This window comes from Streptomyces sp. NPDC005752 (genome assembly GCF_040630715.1).
Lineage (GTDB): Bacteria > Actinomycetota > Actinomycetes > Streptomycetales > Streptomycetaceae > Streptomyces.
This window is the reverse complement of record NZ_JBEXYB010000032.1, coordinates 23475-46114: the sequence shown is the minus strand read 5'-3', so window position 1 is coordinate 46114 and position 22640 is coordinate 23475. Positions and strand designations below refer to the sequence as shown.

Annotated in this window: 11 protein-coding genes; 3 read left to right on the top strand and 8 right to left on the bottom strand. The window is 72.2% G+C overall.

The window, feature by feature from the left end; genetic code table 11:
* Positions 1-25 precede the first annotated feature (25 nt).
* From ABZ441_RS25090 to ABZ441_RS25065, 6 genes are all read right to left on the bottom strand, one after another.
* A complete protein-coding gene (locus ABZ441_RS25090; RefSeq protein ID WP_358978100.1) occupies positions 26-1174 on the bottom strand; it encodes a glycosyltransferase in 1149 nt (382 codons plus the stop codon).
* Entirely contained in the window at positions 1171-4017 is a 2847-nt protein-coding gene (locus ABZ441_RS25085; protein ID WP_358978098.1) for a CDP-glycerol glycerophosphotransferase family protein, read from the bottom strand. The genes ABZ441_RS25090 and ABZ441_RS25085 overlap by 4 nt, the downstream gene beginning before the upstream one ends.
* Entirely contained in the window at positions 4014-7466 is a 3453-nt protein-coding gene (locus ABZ441_RS25080; protein ID WP_358978096.1) for a CDP-glycerol glycerophosphotransferase family protein, read from the bottom strand. Before ABZ441_RS25080 ends, ABZ441_RS25085 begins: the two co-directional genes overlap by 4 nt.
* Positions 7467-7618: 152 nt before the next feature.
* Complete coding sequence (locus tag ABZ441_RS25075; protein WP_358978094.1) at positions 7619-8479, bottom strand: TylF/MycF/NovP-related O-methyltransferase; 861 nt, start codon at positions 8477-8479, stop codon at positions 7619-7621.
* 11 nt (positions 8480-8490) lie between these two features.
* Complete coding sequence (locus ABZ441_RS25070; protein WP_358978092.1) at positions 8491-9225, bottom strand: methyltransferase domain-containing protein; 735 nt, start codon at positions 9223-9225, stop codon at positions 8491-8493.
* 72 nt (positions 9226-9297) lie between these two features.
* On the bottom strand, positions 9298-11325 hold the full coding sequence (locus ABZ441_RS25065; RefSeq protein WP_358978090.1) for a CDP-glycerol glycerophosphotransferase family protein: 2028 nt from the start codon (positions 11323-11325) through the stop codon (positions 9298-9300).
* Positions 11326-11424: 99 nt separating this feature from the next.
* Between ABZ441_RS25065 and ABZ441_RS25060 the strand changes: the two genes are divergently transcribed.
* Positions 11425-14877: a CDP-glycerol glycerophosphotransferase family protein gene (locus ABZ441_RS25060; RefSeq protein ID WP_358978089.1), complete on the top strand. Its 3453-nt coding sequence runs from the start codon at positions 11425-11427 to the stop codon at positions 14875-14877.
* Here the strand turns inward: ABZ441_RS25060 and ABZ441_RS25055 are convergent.
* On the bottom strand, positions 14867-15472 hold the full coding sequence (locus tag ABZ441_RS25055) for a TetR/AcrR family transcriptional regulator (RefSeq protein WP_358978087.1): 606 nt from the start codon (positions 15470-15472) through the stop codon (positions 14867-14869). The genes ABZ441_RS25060 and ABZ441_RS25055 overlap by 11 nt on opposite strands.
* Positions 15473-15613: 141 nt before the next feature.
* Here ABZ441_RS25055 and ABZ441_RS25050 point away from each other — a divergent pair, with 141 nt between their 5' ends.
* Positions 15614-16555, top strand: coding sequence for an ABC transporter permease (locus ABZ441_RS25050; protein WP_358978085.1), 942 nt, complete (start codon positions 15614-15616; stop codon positions 16553-16555).
* Positions 16548-17339, top strand: a complete 792-nt coding sequence (locus ABZ441_RS25045) for an ABC transporter ATP-binding protein (RefSeq protein ID WP_358978083.1) — start codon at positions 16548-16550, stop codon at positions 17337-17339. Before ABZ441_RS25050 ends, ABZ441_RS25045 begins: the two co-directional genes overlap by 8 nt.
* A gap of 98 nt (positions 17340-17437) precedes the next feature.
* Here ABZ441_RS25045 and ABZ441_RS25040 read toward each other — a convergent pair whose 3' ends face one another.
* Entirely contained in the window at positions 17438-22507 is a 5070-nt protein-coding gene (locus ABZ441_RS25040; protein WP_358978081.1) for an NAD-glutamate dehydrogenase, read from the bottom strand.
* Positions 22508-22640: the final 133 nt, after the last annotated feature.

The window sequence follows — 22640 nt, the reverse complement described above, 5'->3', positions numbered from 1 at the left end:
CCGGGGCGCCGGACGCCCCGGGCTCTCAGCGCTCCAGGAACGCGAACAGCTCTTCCCAGCGCTCCATGGTCTCCGCCTCGGAGAACCGCTGGACACCGGCCCGCGCCCGGTCGCCCATCGCGTCCCGCATCCGGGGATTGCCGGTGAGCCGCAGCAGCCGGTCGGCGAGCGCGCCGATGTCGCCCGCCGGCGCGAGCAGTCCGTCCTCACCGTCGCGCACGATCTCCCGCACACCCGGGGCGCAGTCGAACGCGGCACACGGCACACCGCTCGCCATGGCCTCCAGCAGTGCCAGCGGAAAGCCTTCGCCGCGTGAGGACTGCACGAAGACCGAGGACGTGGCGAGCGCGGCGGGGACGTCGTCCGTGCGTCCCCGCCAGTGGACCGATGAGTCCAGCCCGAGGGCGGTGCACTGCGCCCTGAGGTCCGCCTCGTCCTCGCCCGTCCCGTACACGTCCAGCCGCCATTCCGGGCGCTGCGGAGCCACCAGCGCCCAGACGTCCAGGAGCATGTCGATGCCCTTCTGGTCGGTGAGCCGGCCGATGCTCGCCACCGACTTCCCGGACCGCGGGGAGGGCACATCGGGCAGGGCGGCCAGGGCGTTGGGCATGAAACCCACGTTGTTCATCCCGTCACCCGCCCACGTGTCGGCGTCCTCCTCCGTGAGGACGAGCCAGTGGTCGAGCGGCGGGTAGTGGTTCCTGATCCAGCGGTAGCGGTGGCTCGCCCTCGAGTAGTCGTAGGACTCGTGGCTCATGCCGATGACCCGCAGCCCGCCGGTGTCCGCCTCGCCGACCCACTCCATCGCCCAGACCTGGCTGACGATCACCACCCCGCCGGGCCGGGCGGCCCGGAAGATCTCCGAGAGCCGTTCGACGGCCAGCCGCTTGCGGGCCGCACGGCCTGCCTCGGCGCGCCTGGCGGGGACACGGAAGCGGTCCCGCAGACCCCTGGGCGCCCAGGGCGTCGGAGGGTGCGCCGGATACAGGGCGGTCACCGGGTAGCCGCACGGCTCCGGCAGGGCCATCTTCCGCTCGGCGGCGTACACGCCGACCGCGTGCACCCGGTGGCCCGCCTCCTGGAACAGCTGGGCGGTCCGGTGCATCCAGCCGGTGACACCGCCGAGTTCGTCGGTGCTGTTGGAGACGATGAAGACATCACGGCTGCGGCTCATCGGCCGGCCTCCCCGGTAGGGACGGTGCGGGACGGGACGATGTGCCGGGCGAACACGGTGTCGACGACGGCGCGTGCCGCCTCTCCGCGGTCGTAGCCACCGAACTCGGCCGCGAAGGCGGCCCGTTGCTCCTGACAGCCGGTGTCCGCGGCCTTCAGCCGGGCCAGCACGGCGAACAGCTCCTCCTCGGTGGCCGTCACCGGGCCCGGTGCCTTCTCCCGCAGGTCGAAGTAGCTGCCCCGCTCGGCGGCGTAGGAGTCGAGATCGGGGGCGAAGAGGACGATCGGGCGGTCCAGGAGCGCGTAGTCGAACATGATCGACGAGTAGTCGGTGACCAGGACGTCGGTGAGCGCCAGCAGTTCGCTCACGTCGTGGTGACCCGAGACGTCCACGACCGTCCCGGGCGGACAGGCGGGCAGGCTCGCCGCCTCCAGGTAGTGGGTCCTCACCAGCAGCGTGTACGTGTCGCCGAAGCGTTCCGCGAAGCGCGCCGCGTCCAGCAGCAGCCGCCGCCGCTTGCGTCTGCCGGGGCCGCCCCGGAAGGTCGGCGCGTACAGCACGACCTTGCGGTGGTCGGGCAGGCCGAGTGCGGCCGCGAGAGCCGGACGGGGCAGTCTGCCCTCCGCCTCGTCCCTGGCGCGCGCGGCGAGCAGCACGTCGTTGCGCGGGTAACCGGTGCGCAGCAGCGTCTCCTCGGGCAGCCGGTAGGCGCGGGCCAGGGTGCGCTCGTCGTGCTCGGACCGTACGAGGAAGTGGTCGAACCGGTCCACAGCCTGCCGGAGCCGCTCGCGCTGCGGGGCGTTCTGCATGCGCACCCGTGTCTCGTCGAAGCCCATGCGCTTGTACGCCGACCCGTGCCAGGTCTGGAGGTAGGTCGTGCCGGAGGGCTTGTCGAGGTGCTGCGGGAACCCCTGGTTGTCGACCCAGTACTCCGCCCGGGCCAGGGCCCACAGATAGCGCCAGGACCAGCGGCGCACCAGTGCGGCGTCCGCGGGGAAGCCGTCCGGGGAGTCGGCGTACGACCAGACGCAGCGCAGCCGCAGCCCCCGGGCCCGCACCTCCTCGTGGACGGCGCGGGGGCTGTCGCCGTAGCAGGTGCCCATGTGGCTCTCGAAGACCACCGAGCCCTTGCGCACCGGCAGCCGCAGCAGCCAGGAGCGGTAGACGGAGACCTTGAAGCCCCTGGCGTGCAGCCGGTCCCGTCGTCGGCGCAGGGCCCGCGCCAGGAGCCTGGCACGGCGGGCGGGGCGGAAGTGGGTGGCGTAGTGGACCAGTCGGCGGGCCGTGCGGGCGGGCCGCCGGCGGGACTCGAGCCGGAGCGCCAGGTGGTCCCGGAGCGTGATGTAGGGCTGCCAGGTGTCCCCGGCCGCCCTGCCCAGCCGGGGCAGGGCGGGGGAACGGTCCCCCGGTCCGACGAGGTCGTGTGCGGCGAAGAGGTCGCTCACCGAGCGGTTCCGGCCGTCCTCCACCACCATCCGCACGTCCCACAGCGTGTCGCGGGGCCCCAGGGGGCGCAGCAGCCGGGTGAGGTCGGCGCGGGTCGACCAGCTGATTCCGGTGGCGTCGGGCCGCAGCGTGGCGACCGGCGCGTGGAAGGTGCGGGAGCCGTCCCGGACACGGAACTCCAGCCGGGCCGTCAGCGGGCCGTCCGGGTCGGGTCCGGTGTGCGCGGGCAGGACGAGTCTGCCCGCGAGCAGGACCCGGCCGCCGTCGGTCTCGTAGCGGGTGAGCCTGTTCATCAGCTTCAGCTCGCCGAACGACCGGTACTGGTGGCCGAGTCCGGTGACGTCGAACACGGGATCGGAACCACCCTGCCAGTACACCCTCCCGTCGTCCGCCACGGACAGGGGCGCGGCCACGGCGCCCCTCCTGCGCAGGGCGTACGCCGCGGTGAGCGCTCCGTCCGCGTCGCCCCGCTCCAGCAGCCGGACACCGACGCGCTCGACCGGAGCGAGGCTCAGCAGGACCGGCTCCGGTACGCAGCCGGGCAGCACCCGGGCCGCCGTCTCCGCGATGCGTTCGCGGTCGGCTACGGGCAGCTCCGGCAGGGTGCGCACCAGCGGCACGACGGTGTCCAGCAGGAAGGCCCGGTCCCGCTCCTCACGCAGCTCGGACAGCCCCTGGGCGACCAGCACGTGGCAGACCCGCCGGTGCGCCTCGACCACCCCGGCAAGGTCCCGGCCGGGGTCCGGCACCGCCCGCCCCGAGACGATCCGGCGGCGCACCAGAGCGATCCGGCCGACCACGGCCGCCGCCAGGGCACCGAACAGGACCCCGCTGTGCGTGAGGTCCTCGTCGTAGCGCAGCGCATGCCGCTCCAGCGCCGCCCGCCGCAGGCAGAATCCCGTCACCAGGGCGTCGTGCACGGCCAGTTCGGGGGCTTCGGTGAATCGGGCGACCGTGCGGGAACGCAGGAACAGCGGGTGCTGCCAGGAGGGTTCCCGCTCCTTCGTCCCCTCCCCGGTGAGCCGGCTCCAGCGCCCCGCGACCAGATCGGCGCGGGTGCGCGTACCGGCCTGCCAGAGGTTGCGGCAGGCGTGCCGCTGGAGCCGTTCGCCGACGTCGAGCACGAGGACGTAGGTGCCGCGCGCCGCGTCCAGGCCGGCGTTGCGCAGCGAGGCCACGGAGTCCGTACCGGGGTCGAGGACTCGGACGTCGCCCGGGGAGCGTCCGGCGAGCGCTCCGGCGGCCTTCCGCAGGGCGGCGGGTGCGCCGGCGGGCAGGACGACCAGTGCCTCGACCGCGCGCAGACTCTGCCCGAGCACGGACTCGACGGACGCGGCCAGCGCCTCCTCACCGCCCTCCGCGGCGGTGATCACACAGCTGAAGTCGGGCGTGCTCATGCCTGCTCCCCCTTCAGCATCCGGTCCACGACCTGGGCGGCCGCCGTCCCGTCGTCGAGATCGCAGAACGACGCACGGAAGTCCGCGTACGCCGCGCGGTGACCGGCAGTGGCGGCGTCCGGATCGCGCAACGCCTCGACGACGGCGGCCGAGTCGGTGATCAGCGGGCCGGGTGCCCGGTTCTCGAAGTCGAAGCAGAAACCGCGCAGGGTGTCGCGGTAGTGCTCCAGGTCGTAGGTGTGGAAGAGCATCGGCCGGCCCGTCTGCGCGAAGTCGAACATCAGGGACGAGTAGTCCGTGACCAGCACATCGCTGATCAGCATCAGCTCGGCGACATCGGGATGCCGCGACACGTCGCGGACGAAGTCGTTCTCGGGGACGCTCCCGCCGACCAGGTAGTGGCGGCGCACCAGCAGGACGTGGTCGTCACCGAGCGCCTTCCGGGCCTGCTCCAGGTCCAGTTGGAGATCGAGCCCGTACCGTCCGCTCCGCCTTGGCCGGTCCTCGCGCCAGGTCGGGGCGTACAGGACGACCCGCTTGCCGTCGGGAACGGCCAGCGCCTGCCGGACGGCGCCGGCGAGCTCCGCCCGGTCGGGTGCGTACAGCAGGTCGTTGCGCGGATAGCCGCTCTCGAGCACCTCGCCCGTGTGGCCGAACGCGCGGCGCAGCACGGGCGTCGAGAAGCGGTTCGGCGAGACGAGCACGCTCCACTGGGCGGCCCGCCGTGGCATGGACTCCATGTACGCGGTGTCCGCGAGGGCGGTGCCCGAAAGGTCCCGGCCGATGCGCTTGAGCGGGGTGCCGTGCCAGGTCTGGACGACGAACTGCCCCTCCGACCGCTCGAACCACTCGGGCAGCTGGGTGTTGGTGACGATCCACCGGCTGCGGGCCAGGGCGTCGTGCCACTCGGCGCTGTGCAGGGCGACGGCGCGGACACCGGCGGGCACGGCGGCCTGCTGGTCCCGCACCACCCAGAGATGCTCGAGACCCGTGTCCCGCCGGGCGAGCTCCTGGTGGACGGCCCGGGGCGAGTCCGAGTACTGGCGCCCGTCGAAGCTGGAGTACAGCACGGTGTCCCACAGCTCACGGCCGCGCAGGTCCGCGTACCGCTCGCGCAGCCGGCGCTGCCCGTACGCCCCCCTGTCGCCCGGCGGCAGGGCGCTGCCCGATCGCAGGGAGAGCCGGTCGTGGGAGCGCCGCTCCAGGGTGAAACCGCGCCCCTGCGACTCCCGGCCGTGCGGGAGTTCCGCGTGCAACTGGTGCGCCACACGCAGCGGGAGATAGCGCTCCGGGTCGGTTTCACCCCGGTCGCGGAGGAACGGGTGCCACCGGCCCTCGGCGAGCGGCAGCGCCCCACCACCCCCGTCGACGGCCCCGGGGGACAGCGCCGTACGGAAACCGGCGCCCGTGCGCTCCACCGCGAAGGTGTGCTCCTCCTGGTGGCCGCCGTGGCGCAGGACGAGCTCGACCGGGCGGTCCCGCACGGCCGGGAAGGTCCCCTCCAGCGCCAGGTGCGCGTCGTCCGTCCAGGACACGCGGGTCACGACGGGCCGCACGTCCCGGTCGGTCAGCACCAGGTCCCCGGAGGGGTTGGCGGCGGCGTAGAGCTCACGGCCGCCGGGCAGCGCGTACCGTGCGGCGTCGGTCTCCGGCCGGGCCGCGACCGTCAGCCGGCGCGGCCCGCCTGCCAGCTGGACCCCCCAGTCGCCGTCGGAGCCGCGGAAGGTCACCAGCGGCACCTCGGCGACGACGGTGCGGCCGTCCGTGCCCTCGTCCGCGGCCAGAGGGAACTCGCGGGTCTCCTTCGTACGCCACTCCTGGATCCGCAGTGCCGTCGGCGCGTCCCCGCCCAGCAGGCGTACCGCGATCCGGATACCGTCCCCGGTCGGTGTCGGCCCGTGCCCGGCGAGCACGGCGTCGACCCGCTCGGCGCGCAGCTCCAGCTTGTTCCCGGAGAGGAGCGGGACGACCCGGGTGCGCTCGTCGACGTAGCGGACGGCGGGCGCGGCCGGATTTCCGAGCAGCCGCATCGGCCCCCGGCGCGGCCGCCCCGCACCGACCACGACGGATTCCAGCTTCCACAGGGTCCGGTTGCCGCGCGCCGTGGCACGGGTGACGAGCCGGCGCGGGTCGACGACGGTCTCGAAGCCGGACCGTTCGTAGCGGTGCAGCGAGCGGCCCGATCCTGCCGCCGCCTCGTCCGTCACCGTCCTTCGCATCCGGAGCGGCATCAGCCGGCGGCCCGACCGCAACCAGCCGGCCCCGGCCGATCCGCCGGGGGCGTTGCGGACGTACGCGTATCCCTTGAGGTGCAGCAGCCCGTCCCGCCACACCGCCTCGGTGAGGTGCGCGTGCACGGGGAGGTCGTCGGCGGACAGCGCGGCGACCTTGCGCGGGATGGGCTTGTCGACACCCGGGTACTGGGCCCGTGGCCGCAGCCGCCCCCGGACGTGGAAGGTGTCACGGTCGGTGGACTCGTGTGCCAGGAGCGCGAGCAGCTCCGCCGTCCTGCGCTCCCGGATGAGCTGCCACTTGACCCGCAGATGCAGGGGCAGCGCCGCGAGGACGGCCGGGTCGACCGTGGCCGCGAAGGCGTTGGCGTGGGTGAGGAAGGCCTCGTGGAAGCTCTCGTCGCCGTCCGGGAGCGCCTCGATGAACAGCCACAGGTCTCCGGAGAGCGCGTGCTCGTCGTAGCGGCGCTTCCCCTCCGTCATGCCACGCTCCGCGAGGAACCGGCTGACCGTGGAGACCGCGGTGACCCGGTCGCGGATACCGCGCGCGACGGCGCGCCGGGTGGTGATCGAGCCGTCGCGGTCCCGCCAGTGGTAGACCGGCTCCTCCACGACGTCGACGCTCCGGGCCAGGAAGTGGGCGGGCAGGACCACGGCGATGTCCTCGTACAGGACCCCCGTCGGGAAGGCGAAGGCGTGCTGGTCCCAGAAGGACCTGCGGAACACCTTGTTGCACGCGATGCGGTCGCCGAGCAGGATCCAGTCGCGCGTGACATGGGTGGCCCGGCGGGCCTTCTCCATCGGCCGGCGGAACATCGGGGACTGTTCGAGCGCCCCGTTCGCCCGGAGCCTGAGCACGTTGCCGGTCGCGAAGTCCGATCCGGAGGCGTCGAGTTCGCCGAGCACCCGGGCGAAGGCACCCGGCGGCACGATGTCGTCGCTGTCGACGAACGCCAGGAACCCGGCGTCCGGGTGGGCCAGCCCGGCTCCCGCGTTGCGGGCGGCCCCGAGCCCGGCGTTCCTCTGCCGGATCAGCCGGAAGCGGGGGTCCTTCCGGGAGAACTCCAGTGCCACGTCGGCACTTCCGTCCGTAGAACCGTCGTCGACCATGACGACTTCCAGATCGGCCATGGTCTGCCCGGCCAGTGAGTCCAGGCAGGCTCCGAGGTAATCCTCGACGTTGTAGAGCGGGACGACGACGGTGAGGCGGGGTGCCATGGCGCTGCGCACGATCCTTCCGGGCGGATGAACGGACTTCCTGTCTATGGAACGAGCCCCGTGCCGGGGAGGCACGGGGCTCACAACGGGGCGCTGTCCGCCCGGGGTTCGGCCGGGCGTTGCCGGCCCGGGGTCCGGCCGGCACCGCCCCCTCAGGGTTTGACGGCGATGCGGCCCTCGTCCATGCGCAGCAGCAGGAGCTGCTCACCGGTCTCCTCCAGGAACTCGTCCACGGCCTGACGTGATCCCTGCCAGTAGCCGTAGTCGTCGATCAGCAGCACCCCGCCGCTCACCAGGCGCCCGTACAGGTGCTTGAGCTCGTGCTTCGTCGACGCGTACCAGTCGGTGTCCAGCCGCAGGATGGAGATCTGTTCCGGCGCACGCTCGGGGACTGTGTCCTCGACCTTGCCCCGCACGTAGTGGACGCGGTCCGTCGGGTACGGGACCTGCTCGAAGCCGGCCCGTACGTCCTCCAGGGAGGCCACGGCCCAGATGGGCCGGTCCTTGCCCTGCGCGTCCAGCAGCTCCCGGGCCGGCCTGCCGTCCCGCCGCAGGTCCTCCTCGGTGGGCGGGGTCATGCCCTCGTAGGTGTCGAAGAGGTAGAGGTCACGGCCGGTCTCACCGAGCGACAGGAGCGTCTTCGCGCAGGCCTGCATGGAACCTCCGCGCCAGACACCGCACTCGACGATGTCACCCGGGATGCCGTGCCTGACGATGTGCCGGGTCGCGAGGACGAAGGCGTTGAGCCGCTCCGGGGAGGTCATCGTGTACGGCTTGACCGCACGGATGATGTCCTTCGCCTCGTCGTCGTAGTCGGCCGGGAGCTGCTGCTTCTTCGCCGCAGGCTTCGGCACTGTCTGCGCCGGCACGGTCGTCCGCGGGGCAGCGGGAGCCGAGCGGGGAGCGGGCAGGGTCGCGCGCCTGAGCTGGTATCCGGTCATGTGCTGAAGGACGCCGTTGACGGCGTTGCGCCAAGCCATGGGGCCGGACAGTACGCGCGCTTTGCGGCTCATGTCATCTTTCGTCAACCTGTAGTTGATGGGACCGTACGGCTCTCCGGACGTCCGCACCGCTCCCGGCCGTCCAGCGGGCGCGGCAGCGGCACCCGGTCCACTCCGCCGGCCCGGTTGGCCCACCACACCGCCGTCTCCCGCACGACGAGGTCGGCCACCCGGTTCTTCAGCCGGGTCACCGGCCTCCGGTGGGGCTGCGGCCTGCGGAAGACGCCGACGGAGTCGCCCCAGTAGGCGGCAGCGGCGTCGATGGAGGCGTAGTCGTGCCGGATTCCCCTGACGGGCGGGAAGTCCGTGTACGCCTCGCGGAGTTCGAGGCGCGAGTGGGCGGCCATCGCCCGGAAGCCGTCGGGGTAGTAGCGCCAGCAGTCCTGGGCGTCGTGCACGTGACCGCGCGAGGGGGCGGTGATGAAGGCGTGACCGCCGGGCTTGAGCACCCGGGCGATCTCCATCATCGACACCCAGAAGAAGGGAATGTGCTCGAACGCCTGGCCGGACAGCACCACATCGGCGCTGCGCGACTTCGCGGGGATCCGGTAGGGCCTGGTCATGACCGCGTCGACGTTGGGGCCGTCGAGGACGTCGACGCCGAGGTAGTCGGTGTCGTGGCCCGCCAGGAGGCCGCGGTGGGTACGTTTCTGCTCCCCGGAGATCCGCGAACCGAGGTCCACCACGCGGTGCCTGCGGGTCTTGGGCAGATACTCCTCGATGCAGAGCTGCATCTGCTCGTAGGCGGAACGGTGCATGAGCTTCTCCCGACGTGTCCGTATGCGCGCGCTGCCCGGCACAACGACGGCGGGCACCGGAGGAACCTCCCCTTACGGGTGACCCGGGACTCGGTCCGGCGGTACGGGGAAGACCCGCCGCACCACACGCTCCGCCGCGCGCCCGTCGTCGTACGGGCAGAAGCGGCCGCGGAACGCGGCGCGCAGCGCCTCGGCCTCCGGGGACCTCCAGGCGCCGCTCCGCAGCACCTCGAGCAGCTCGTCCTCCGTGGTGGCGACCGCGCCCGGGGTGTCACCGGGGCGGCCGGACAGCAGGTCGATGTACGTGCCGCGGGAGGCCCGGTAGGCGTCCCAGTCGGGCGCGTAGGTGATGATCGGGCGGTCCAGGCAGGCGTAGTCGAACATCAGGGACGAGTAGTCCGTGATCAACGCGTCTGCGGCCAGGAAGAGTTCCTCGACCACGGGGTGACCGGTGACGTCGACGACCCGGTCCCCCGCCGTCGTCCCGGCCGAACGCCCGTAGAAGTAGTGGGCGCGCACCAGCAGCACCCAGCCGGGCCCCAGTTCCCGGGTGAGGTGCTCCGGGCCGAGCCGGGGGACGAAGCCCTTGCGGTAGTCGCGGTGGGTCGGCGCGTACAGCAGCACGGTCGATCCGGGCGCGATGCCGAGCTCCGCACGGATCTTGTCGGTCTGCCCCCGCGTGGCCGTGCACAGGATGTCGTTGCGCGGGTAGCCGTAGGGCAGTTGTTCGTACGAGGAGGGGTAGGCCCGGTCCCAGACCTCGGTGCTGTGCGGGTTCGCGGAAAGGCTGAAGTCCCACTGGTCGGTGTGGGCGACCACGCGTTCGAAGCTGACACCCCCGGTGAGGGCGGGGTACGGCAGCTGGTCCAGGCCCATCGTCTTCAGCGGGGTCCCGTGGTGGGTCTGCAGATAGGTCTGGCCGGGCCGTTTGGTGAAGCCGCCGGGGAAGCTGGAGTTGCTGACGAGGTACGTCGCGGTGGCCATGGTCCGCCAGTAGGCGCGGGAGCCCTCGATGACGTACGGCATGCCGGGCGGCATCCGGTCGCGGTGCCGGGAGGAGACGACCCAGACGCCGCGGATGTGCGGGACCAGTTCGCGGGCCTTCGCGTGTACGGCGGCCGGATTGCAGGCCACGCCCCTGTTCCAGTACGCCCCGTAGACGGCGAGGCAGGGGTCCAGCTGCCGGTGCAGGTCGACGCGGTAGAGGGCCCTCATCACGCGGGCGCGCAGGGATCGCCTGCCCGCGCGCGCGGCGGCGCGGACCCGGGCGCACCCGGCGCGGACCACCTCGCGGGCCCGGCGCGCGGCGTAGCGGCCCGGGAGCCCCGCCGCCCGGAAGTAGGCGGCGCGGTCGCGCGGGGCGATCCGGCCCGGGTCGTCGAGCACGGCCCTCAGATGGGCGGTGCGCAGGGCCGGGAGCCGCGGGTCGCCGCCGGTCTCGGCGGTCAGCCGCTCGTACGCGTCGATGACGGCGAAGTGCGCGCGGCCCGGTGTCGTGGCGAACGTGCCGGTGCGGCGCAGCCGGTGGCGCACGCAGGTCCGGTCGAGCGAGGCGAGGGTGCCCGCGTCCGACGCGAGGAGGGCGGCGCGGTGGACGGGCACGACGTCGTCGTACGGGCCCTCGGTGAAGCGGAGCCGGTGGGCTTCCCAGAAAGCGCGCCGGTAGAGCTGCTTGCGGGCGGCCGGCACGGCGTCGCCCGGCCGCGCCGTACCCCACCAGTCGACCTCGTCGTGGCCGAGGCGGAGCACGTCGGGCCGGTTCTCCGACAGCCGTGCGGTGATCGCAGCCACCGCGCCGGGGAGGAGCAGGTCGTCCCCGTCGAGGAAGAGCAGATAGGTCCCGCGCGCCGCCGCCGCACCGGCGTTGCGGGCCGCGCCCGTGTCCCAGGGGCCGTCGAGCACGAGCAGGCGCACCCGGGGGTCGCGCTCGGCGCACTCCCGGGCGATGGCGAGCTCCGGCCCGTCGCCGGTCGCGCCGACGGCGATCAGCTCCGGGCCCGCCGGTCCGTCCTCCGGCTCCGCCTGCTCCGTCACGGATTCCAGGGCCGCCCTCAGATACCCCTGAACGCGGTGGGCGGGCACTACGACACTGAGGAGCATGACAGCCGAGCGTAAGGGGCCCGCCCGGACCGCCCCAGGGATCTTCACCCGTTCGGGTCAGCTGCGTGACCCGGGGCCCTCCACCGGGTTGATCAGTACATGAAGCCACTCCTCAGCGTCGTCGTCCCGGTGCACAACGTCGAGGACTATCTGGAGGAGTGCCTCACCTCGCTGGCGGGGCAGTCCCTGCGTGACCTCGAGGTGGTGCTCGTCGACGACGGCTCGACGGACGGGAGCCGCCGCATCGCCGAGGACTTCGCCGCCGGGGACGACCGTTTCCGCTGCGTCCACCAGGCCAACGCCGGCCTGAGCGCCGCCCGCAACACGGGGACCGCCCACACCACCGCGGGAGTCCCGTACCTGGCGTTCGCCGACAGTGACGACGCCCTCGTGCCCGACGCGTACGAACGGATGCTGGCATCCCTGGAGTCGACCGGCTCCGACCTGGTGACTGGCAACGTGTGGCGGCTCGACGATCAGGGTCTGCAGCAGGCCTGGCAGTACCGCTGGCTGACGGCCGACCGGCCCCGTACCCACATCACCCGCGATGCCCGGCTGCTGGCCGACCGTGTCGCCTGGAACAAGGTGTTCCGGCGCTCGTTCTGGGACAGGCACGCCCTCTCCTTCCCGGTGGGCAAGCTCTACGAGGACGCACCGGTGATGATCCCGGCGCACTATCTCGCCGGGTCGGTGGACGTCCTCCACCAGCACGTCTACTGCTGGCGGGTGCGGGAAGGGTCGATCACCCGGCGACGCACGGACGTGCGGGGCGTGCGGGACCGGATCGCCGCCTGCGAGCAGGTCAGCGCGTTCCTCGCGGACCGCGGCGCCGGCCATCGGCTTCGCTACGACACCTCCTGCCTGCGCGACGACTTCGTGTACTTCCTGGAGGGGCTGCCCATGGGCGGCCCCTCCTACCGTTCGGCGTTCCTGGAGGACGCGGGCGCCTTCCTCGACCGGGCGGGCGACGCGGCCCTGGCCGGGCTGCCCGCCGAGGCGCGCATCCGCTGGCGGCTGGTGCGCGAGCGCCGCCTCGACGAACTGCTCGCGGTCCTGGAGTTCGAACGGGCCAACGGGGCAGGCACGTTCGCCGTCGCGGGCATCCCCGGACGGCGACGGGCCGTGCACCCCGGAGCCGGGGACGGCAGGGGTGTGTCGACGCGTCTCGGTAAGGGTGATCTGCCCGCCGTGGCACGGCTGGTGGAGTCGTCGTGGGGCGCGGACGGCAGGCTGCGGCTGCGCGGATACGCGTACGTCCGCAATCTCCCCGCCCGGTCGGCCCGGCAGTCGCTGAAGGCCGGCCTGGTGCGGGAGACGACGGGCGGGAGGACGCGGCCCGTGCCGGTGCGCACCGTCCGGACGGACCGGGCCACCGCCGACTCCGGCCAGGAACTGCACGGTTACGACCACGCGGGCTTCGAGATGGTCCTCGATCCGGAGCGGCTGGGGCCGGGCAACTGGCTGGTGGGCGTGATCGTGGCCGGACACGGCGTCGTGCGGCGGGCAGCGCTTCGGGCGGTGGAGGCGGCCGCCGCACAACCGCTCGTCCACGACCTGGCCGGGGGGCGGCGCGCGGTGCTCGACTACCGGGACGGCCGGCTGGAGCTGTCCGTGACCCGGCTGCCCGCCATGGCCACCGCCCACAACGCCGGGGCGGACACACTGGAGCTGACCGGCCTGCTGTACGGGGCCGCCCGGCCGTCGGCCCTCGTCCTGACGCGCGGCGGGGCCGAGGAGCACGTCTGCCCCGTGCGCTGTGGTGACGCGGGCGGCTTCGGCGCCCGGATCCCGCTCGGAGCGCTCGCCGCCGCTCCGGCCTCCGGCGGAGGGCCGGGGGAACGGTGGCGGGCCGCGCTCCTGACCGACGGCGTCCGCGTGCCGCTGGCCGCGGCTCCGGACCTCCCTCCGCCCGCCTTCGCGGACGCCGCGGGCCACCTGGTGGTGGAGGTGTGCGGCGAGCCACGCGTGGACCACGCCGGGCCGGCACCGGACGGCGGGCTGCGGATCGCCGGTACGGGCGCGGGCACACTCGTCCTGCGTCACAGCACCCTCGGTGAGACGGTGACCGTCGCCGGCACGGACCGGGAAACGGCGACCACCCCCGGCACGGACCGGGAAACGGCGACCGCCCCCGACACCGGCCGGGAGGCGGCGACCGCCGCCGGATCAGGTGGGGAAGCCCGTTTCGCCGCCGTGCTCGCACCACCGCCCCGCGAAGGCGACTGGGAGGTGTACCTCGACGGCAGGCCCGTACGGGTGGGGGGCGCGCTCGCCGCGCTTCTGCCGCTGAGCGCGGCCGGTGCCCGGTTCCGCCTCGTCCGCCGCCACGGCGACCGGCTGACCGTGCACTGCGCGCCGGCGCTCGGCGACGCAGAGCGGAGCGCCCACCGCCAGAAGCGTCTGCGGGTGGCGCACTACCCGGCGCAGCGCCGTCTGCCGCTCGACGACGTCGTGCTCTACGCCGGAGAGGGCTCCCCACGCGCCGTGCACGCCGAACTCGTGCGCCGGAGCACCGACGCGGAGCACCTCTGGGTCACCGACGGGTCCTCCGGCGCCGCGGCCCGTGTCCCGGCCACCGCCGTCCCCGTCGTGGCGCACAGCACCGCCTGGTACGAGGCGCTGGCGCGGGCCCGCCGGATCGTCGCGGCGGGCCAGCTGCCCGCGTGGTTCGAGCGGCGGCCCGGCCAGACGGTCGTGCAGACCTGGCACAACCCCCCGCTCGGCCGGTTCGGGCTGGACCTCACGGGCACGCTGTACGCCGACCACCAGCACCTCGCCACACTGGAGCACCGCTCCGCCCAGTGGTCGGTCCTGGTCTCCCCCGGCCCCTTCGCCACCCCGCACCTCCGCCGCGCCCTGGCCTACACCGGCGAGGTGCTGGAGGCGGGCTCCCCGGCCGACGACCTGCTGTTCGCGTCCGGCCGGGACAGGACGGCCGAGCGGGTCCGCCGGCAGCTGGGCGTCCCGGAGGGCCACCGCGTGGTCCTGTACGCGCCGACGTACCGCGACCACCTCGCGCACGCCCCGGCCGGCCTTCCCTACGGTTCCTCCCCGCTGTACCGCTGGGACCCCGCGCTCGACCTGACCGCCCTGGCACGGTCCCTAAACGGCCGCACCACCGTGCTGGTCCGCAGGCACCCACGGGTGACGGGCAGCGTGCCGGCGCACCCGGCCCTGCGTGACGTGTCCGCGCACCCGGACTCCGCCGAACTCCTGCTGATCGCCGATGTGCTGGTCACCGACTACTCGGGCCTGGCGTTCGGCTTCGCGCACACGGGCCGCCCGATGCTCTTCCACACCTACGACCTGGAGCACTACAGGGACACCGTGCGCGGGTTCTGCCTGGACTTCGAGACCCGGGCACCCGGGCCGCTGCTCGTGACCACCCAGGAGGTGGTCCGGGCCCTGCGCGCCGCACCGGACTCGGCGGACCTCCACGCCGATGCGTACGAGAGCTTCCGGCGGGACCACTGCGGCACGGCCGACGGTGAGGCGGCCCGCCGCGTCGTGGACCGGCTGCTCGACGAGGGCCCGCGTCCCGTCAGGCCTTGAGCGCCCGGACCGCCGAGGCCGCGAGGTCGTCCAGGTACCCCTTGGGCAGATCGCCGCGGACGACGACGAGACGCCAGTACAGCGGCCCGACGATGAGGTCCAGCGCCCGGTCCGGATCGCTGTCCTCAGGCAGTTCGCCGCGTGCCACCGCCGCCCGTACGACGACGGCGGCCACCCCCTGCTGCTGGTCCAGCAGGGCGGCCTTGATGGCGTCGGAGATCTCCGGATTGCGTGCCGCCTCGACCAGCAGGTCGGGAATCACCTGCGAGGCGACCGGATGGCGCAGGGCGTACGCGGCCAGTTCGAGCACGGCGCGCACGTCCCCGTACAACGACCCCGTCGCGGGTGCGGGCATGCCCTGCGCGGCGACGGCCGCGACCAGGTCCAGGACGAGATGGAGCTTGGACTTCCACCGGCGGTAGACAGCGGTCTTGCCCACCCCCGCGCGCCTGGCGATGCCCTCGATCGACATCCGGGCGAACCCCACGGCGGCGAGCTCCTCGAAGACGGCGCCGCGGATCGCGTCGGTCACGTCCTCGCGGAGCACCGCGGCACCTGCCGGGGTGCGGCGCCCGGTTCGCCGTTCGGTGGTCATGGCCCGAATGATAGTCCGTAACGACGAAACGGTTGCGTTGCGACGTACAAACGTCCTACTGTCAGCGTTGCGACGATACGGTGCCGTCCCATCGAGCCGTATGCGTACGCCCTGATTCCCCGCCCCCCGTCGAAAGCGAACGTGGTGAGCCAGACAGCAGCCCCGCCGGCCCCGGTGGACACCGCATCCACCGCCCTCCTGCCCGTGTACGAACCCGGCGAGCTGGCCGCTCTCGCGGCCCGGCACGGGCTGACCGTCAGCGGTGCCCGGCCGACCCTCGGCGCGTACGTCCGCCAGCTCTGGGGGCGCAGGCACTTCATCACCGCCTTCGCCACGGCCAAGCTGACCGCCCAGTACAGCCAGGCGAAGCTCGGCCAGATCTGGCAGATCATGACCCCGCTGCTCAACGCGACGGTCTACTACTTCATCTTCGGCGTCCTGATGAACACCAAGCACGGAGTCCCCGACTACGTGCCCTTCCTCGTCACGGGCGTCTTCATCTGGACCTTCACCGCCAGCTCGATCACGGCCGGCACCCGGGCCATCAGCGGCAACACCGGACTCGTCCGGGCCCTGCACTTCCCCCGGGCGTCCCTGCCGATCGCCCTGGCCATCCAGCAGCTCCAGCAGCTGCTGTTCTCCCTGGGCGCCCTCTTCCTCATCCTCCTCGCGTTCGGTCAGTACCCGCGGCCGTCCTGGCTGCTCGCGGTCCCCGCCCTCGCGCTGCAGGCGCTGTTCAACACCGGCGTCTCGATGGTCATGGCCCGGCTGGCCGCCAGGACCCCCGACATCGCGCAGCTGACACCGTTCATCCTGCGCACCTGGATGTACGCCTCGGGCGTCATGTGGAGCCTCGACACCCTGCTCACCGCCGACCGTGTGCCGCGGCTCGTCCTGCTGGCGCTGGAATGCAACCCGGCGGCCGTCTACATCGACCTGATGCGCTACGCCCTGATCGACAGCTTCACCGGTGCGCAGCTCCCCCCGCACGTGTGGGCCGTCGCGACGGCCTGGGCGCTCGTCTGCGGTGTCGGCGGCTTCGTCTACTTCTGGAAGGCCGAGGAGAGGTACGGACGTGGCTGACACCCCTGACACACGGGTACCCACCGTCGTCGTCGACGACGTCCACATCACCTACACGGTCAACGGCGCCCGCACCGGAAAGGGCAGCGCCACCTCCGCCCTGAACCGGATCGTGGCGCGCCGGCAGCCGCGGGGCGCACGGCAGGTGCACGCCGTGAAGGGCGTCAGCTTCGCCGCGTACAAGGGCGAGGCGATCGGCCTGATCGGCTCCAACGGATCCGGGAAGTCGACGCTCCTCAAGGCCGTCGCGGGCCTGCTGCCCCCGTCGCAGGGCCGGGTCCACACCCAGGGCCAGCCCTCTCTGCTCGGGGTGAACGCCGCCCTGATGAGCGACCTGACCGGGGAGCGCAACGTCGTGCTCGGCGGGCTGGCCATGGGCATGACGCGCGAGCAGATCCGTGAGCGCTACCAGGACATCGTCGACTTCTCCGGCATCAACGAGAAGGGCGACTTCATCACCCTGCCGATGCGGACGTACTCCTCCGGCATGGGCGCCAGGCTGCGCTTCTCGATCGCCGCCGCCAAGAGCCATGACGTCCTGCTGATCGACGAGGCCCTGTCCACCGGCGACGCGAAGTTCCAGCGGCGCAGCAAGGACCGGATCATGGAGCTCCGTGAGGAGGCCGGAACGGTGTTCCTGGTCAGCCACAGCAACCGGTCGATCACCGAGACCTGCGACCGGGCGATCTGGCTGGAGGCGGGCACCCTGCGGATGGACGGCCCGGCCAAGGACGTCGTGGCCGCGTACGAGGAGTTCACCGGGCCCGCGAAGCCCAAGAAATGACACGGTGACCGGGTGACCCCGTAACGCCGTCCGCCGGACGGGCCGATGAGGCCCGTCCGGCGGACGGCTGTGTCACGGCCCGGTCGGCCGCACCCGGGTCAGGCGTGCGTACGCAGCAGGGTCCGCATCGTCCGCATGGCCACCGAGAGGTTGGCCAGGTCGAAGGACTCCGAGCCCTGGATCTCCTCCAGGGTGGCGCGCGAACGGGCCAGGATCGCCGCGTTCTTCTCCTCCCAGGCCTTGAACCGCTGTTCGGGCGCCGACGTCCCGTCGCCGACGGACAGCACGTCCGACGTCAGTGCGGCGTGCGCGGCGTACAGGTCCTCACGGATCGACGCGCGGGCCATGGACTGCCAACGGTCGGCCCTCGGCAGCTCGATGATCCGGTCCATCAGCTGGGTGATCCCCAGCCGGTCGGCGAGGTCGTAGTACACCTCGGCGACCGCCAGCGGGTCCTTGTCCGTACGGTCCGCGATCGCCACGATGTCCAGCGCCGGGAAGGCCGAGGAGAACCCGGCCACCCGGACCGCCAGCTCCTCGGGGACCCCCACCGAGGTGAGTTCCTCGAGGATCGACCCGTACCACTCGGCGTCGGCACCCTTGAGCAGCTTCGGCAGCTCGTTCCAGACGCGTTCGACACCGTCACGGAAGAACGCGATGGTCTCCGCGATCTCGACCGGCTGGGGCCGGTTGCCGAGCAGCCAGCGCGAGCCGCGCTCGACGAGCCGGCGCGAGTGCAGCCGGATCCGGGTCTGCACGTCCGCGGCCACCGTGTTGTCGAGCGCCTCCACGGCGTCCCACACGGCGGAGAGTCCGAAGATCTCACGTGCGGCGAACTGTGCCCGCACGATCTCCTCGAGCGACGCCCCGGTCTCCTCGCGCAGCCGGTGCAGGAAGGTCGAACCACCGGTGTTCACCGTGTCGTTGACCAGCACCGTCGTGATGATCTCGCGGCGCAGCGCGTGCCCGTCGACCGCCTGGGGGAACCGCTCGCTCAGCTGCTTCGGGAAGTACGCGTGCACCAGCTTCTGCAGGTGAGCGTCGTCCGGCAGGCTGGTGGAGATCAGCTCCTCCGCCGCGGTGATCTTGGTGTAGGCGAGCAGGACGGCCAGTTCGGGCTGGCTGAGGCCCTTGCCGTGGTTCAGCAGCTCACGGATCTGACGGTCGTTCGGCAGGAACTCCAGCGCCCGGTCCAGGTGCCCGTCACGGCCGAGCCTGCGCATGAAGCGCTGGTGGGCGTGGAGGAGCGACGGCGCCTGGGAGCACGCGTTGGCGAGTGCGATGTTCTGCGCGTAGTTGTTGCGCAGCACGAGCTGCCCGACCTCGTCGGTCATCTCCGCGAGCACCTTGTTGCGCTGCTTCACGGTCATGTCGCCCTCCCGGACGAGACCGTTGAGCAGGATCTTGATGTTCACCTCGTGGTCGGAGGTGTCCACACCGGCGCTGTTGTCGATCGCGTCGGTGTTGATCCGGCCGCCGGCCCGGGCGAACTCGATCCGGCCGAGCTGGGTGGCCCCGAGGTTGCCGCCCTCCCCGACGACGCGGGCCCGCAGGTCCGCCCCGTTGACCCGGATCGAGTCGTTGGCCTTGTCACCGACGTCGGCGTTCGATTCGGACGTCGACTTGATGTACGTGCCGATGCCGCCGTTCCACACGAGGTCGACCGACGCCATGAGGATGTTCTGCATCAGCTCGGCGGGCGTCATCTTCGTGACCTTCGAGTCGATGCCGAGCGCCGCGCGGACGTGCGCGTTGACCGGGATCGACTTGGCGGAACGCGGGTGGATACCGCCGCCCGCGGACAGCAGCTCCGTGTCGTAGTCCGCCCAGGAGCTGCGCGGCAGGTCGAACAGCCGGCGCCGCTCGGCGTACGAGGTCGCCGCGTCCGGGTTCGGGTCGATGAAGATGTGCCGGTGGTCGAAGGCCGCGACCAGCCGGATGTGCTCGGAGAGCAGCATGCCGTTGCCGAAGACGTCACCGGACATGTCGCCGACGCCGACGACCGTGAAGTCCTCGGTCTGCGTGTCGTGGCCCAGCTCGCGGAAGTGCCGCTTCACGGACTCCCAGGCACCGCGGGCGGTGATGCCCATGCCCTTGTGGTCGTATCCGGCCGAGCCTCCGGAGGCGAAGGCGTCGCCGAGCCAGAAGCCGTACGCGACGGCGACGTCGTTGGCGATGTCGGAGAAACTCGCGGTCCCCTTGTCGGCGGCGACGACGAGATAGGTGTCGTCCTCGTCGTGACGCACCACCTCCGAGGGGTGCACGACCTCGCCCGTCACCATGTTGTCGGTGATGTCGAGCAGCGCCGAGATGAAGATCCTGTAGCAGGCGATGCCCTCGGCGAGCCAGGCGTCACGGTCCACGGCCGGGTCCGGCAGCTGCTTGGCGACGAACCCGCCCTTGGCGCCCACCGGCACGATCACGGTGTTCTTGACCATCTGCGCCTTGACCAGGCCGAGGATCTCCGTACGGAAGTCCTCCTTGCGGTCCGACCACCGCAGCCCGCCCCGGGCGACCTTGCCGAAGCGCAGGTGGACACCCTCGACGCGCGGCGAGTAGACCCAGATCTCGTACGCCGGGCGCGGCGCGGGGAGGTCCGGGATCGCCTGGGGGTCGAACTTCATCGACACGTAGCCGTGAGGCTCGTGGTCGTCGGCCAGCTGGAAGTAGTTCGTCCGCAGCGTGGCCTTGATGACGGTGAGGAAGGACCGCAGGATCCGGTCCTCGTCCAGAGAGGCCACCTGGTCGAGGGCACCGTCGAGCTCCTCCAGCAGCCCGTCCGTCAGCTCCGTACCGGCCTTCTGACGGGTCGGGGACATCCGGGCCTCGAAGAGCGAGACCAGCAGCCGGGTGGTGTGGACGTTGTTGCGGAGGGTGTCCTCCATGTAGTCCTGGCTGAACGTCGAACCCGCCTGGCGCAGGTACTTCGCGTAGGCGCGCAGCACCATGGCCTGCCGCCAGCTGAGGCCGGCGCCCAGGACCAGGGAGTTGAAGCCGTCGTTCTCCGCCTCGCCGGTCCAGATGGCCGCGAAGGCCTGCTGGAAGCGTTCCCGGGCGTCATCGGCGAGGTAGTCGCCGTTGCCCGTGGCCTTCTTCGGCAGGCGCAGCCCGAAGTCGTAGATCCAGGCGTGCGTGCGGTCCGCGCAGCGCAGCTCGTACGGACGTTCGTCGACGACCTCGACGCCGAGCCGCTGGAGCGCGGGGAGGACGGCGGAGAGCGAGACCTGCTCACCGGTGCGGTAGATCTTGAACCGGCGCTCGGCGGGGGCGGCACCGACCGGCTCGTACAGGCTGAGGGCGAAGTCCTTGTGCTCGCTCTTGAGCTCCTCGACGTGCACCAGGTCGGCCACGGCCGCACGCGGCGAGTGGTCCGCCTTGTAGCCCTCGGGGAACGACTGGCCGTAACGGCGCATCAGTTCGGCGGCCCGTTCCTCGCCGCACTCCGCGTTCAGCGCCTCCTGGAAGCCGTCGGCCCAGGAGCGGGCGGCCTCGACGAGGCGGGCCTCGATGCGGTCCGCGTCCGCGTCGGTGAGGTGCGGCAGCTCGGTGCCCGGCGGGACCCGGACGACGAAGTGCAGCCGGGACAGGATCGACTCGGTGTTCCAGGCCGTGAAGTCGACGCTGGTGCCGCCCAGTTCCTCCTTGAGGATGTCGATCAGGCGGAGCCTCACACCGGTGGTGTAGCGGTCACGCGGCAGGTAGACGAGGGCGGAGTAGTAGCGCCCGTACTCGTCCTGACGCAGGTAGAGCCGCAGCCGGCGGCGCTCCTGGAGGTAGAGCACGGAGGTGACGATGGAACGCAGCTGGTCGACGGGCGTCTGGAACAGCTCGTCGCGCGGGTACGTCTCCAGGATCTGGAGCAGGTCGCGGCCGTCGTGGCTGTTGGGCGTGAAGCCCGCACCCTCCAGCACCTCGGCGACCTTCCGGCGCACCACGGGCACCCGGCGCACCGACTCGGTGTACGCGGCGGAGGAAAACAGCCCGAGGAAGCGCCGCTCGCCGATGACGTTGCCGTCGGCGTCGAACTTCTTCACCCCGACGTAGTCCAGGTAGCTGGGGCGGTGCACGGTCGCCCTGCTGTTCGCCTTCGTCAGGACGAGGAGCTTGTGCTCCCGGGCCTTGGCGCGGGCGTCCGCGGGCAGCCGGTCGAAGGACGGGCTGACCGGGTGGGCCTCGTCCTCGACGTGCTTCGGGTCGGAGCGCAGGATGCCGAGACCGGTGCCGGGGACGGCCGTCAGCGCGTCGGACTCCCGGAGCTCGTATTCCCTGTAGCCGAGGAAGGTGAAGTGGTCGGCGGCGAGCCAGCGCAGCAGCTCGCGCGCCTCCTCGACCTCCTCGTCGGCCAGCTCGTCGAGCGGCTCGGCCGGAAGGTCGTCGGCCATCCGCAGCGCGGCTTCCCGCATCTTGTCCCAGTCCTCGACGGTCTCCCGTACGTCGGACAGGACACGGAGCAGATCGGCGGTGATCTGCTTCAGGTCCGCGCGGTCGGTCTCCCGGTCGATCTCCACGTGGATCCAGGACTCGACGAGCGCGTCGTGCGGCAGCTCGGGGCCGGCGTCCTTGCCCTTGGCCCGCTTGCCGCCCTTGCCCCTCGGGCGCTCGTCGGCGAACACCTCGATCAGCTTGCCCGCGACATCGCGGCGGACGATCATCTGCGGGTGGATCACGAGGTGGATGCCACGGCCCTGCCGCGACAGCTCGTTGGTCACGGAATCGACCAGGAAGGGCATGTCGTCCGTGACGACCTCGACGACCGAGTGGCTGCTGGTCCAGCCGTTCTCCTCGACGGTCGGGGTGTGCACCCGGACGTTCGCCGTGCCCTGGGGGCGGTTCCCGGCGAGACGGTAGTGGGAGGAAGCGGCACCGAAGACATCGACCGGGTCACGGTCGCTGATGTCCTCCAGGGCGGTGTGCAGGTAGTAGCGCTGGAGATAGGCGAGCAGCGTGTCCCGGCCCTGGCTGTCACCCTGGCCGGCCTCGGTACCGTCGCCCGTTCCGGTGGCGTCGCCCGTTCCGGTGCCGTCCGCTCCGGTACCCGTCGCCGCTTCGGCAAGGTGCACCCGGAGGCCACCTCCCGGGCCACCGACACCACCGCCCGGACTGTTGTCAGCTACCCGGGCCGCCCGTGCGAGCAGCTCGGCCTTGGCTTCGTCCAGCTTGGTCTGCATGTCCTCTGGCTCCTGTCGCGCGCCGTTGCGTGACGTAGGTGAAGAAGGCGACGTAACGCCACGACGCGGGGTTTCCGGTCTGGGTCGACGCTATGCCGCCTCGGGAGACGCCCGGGGCCGTATCAGCCATTTT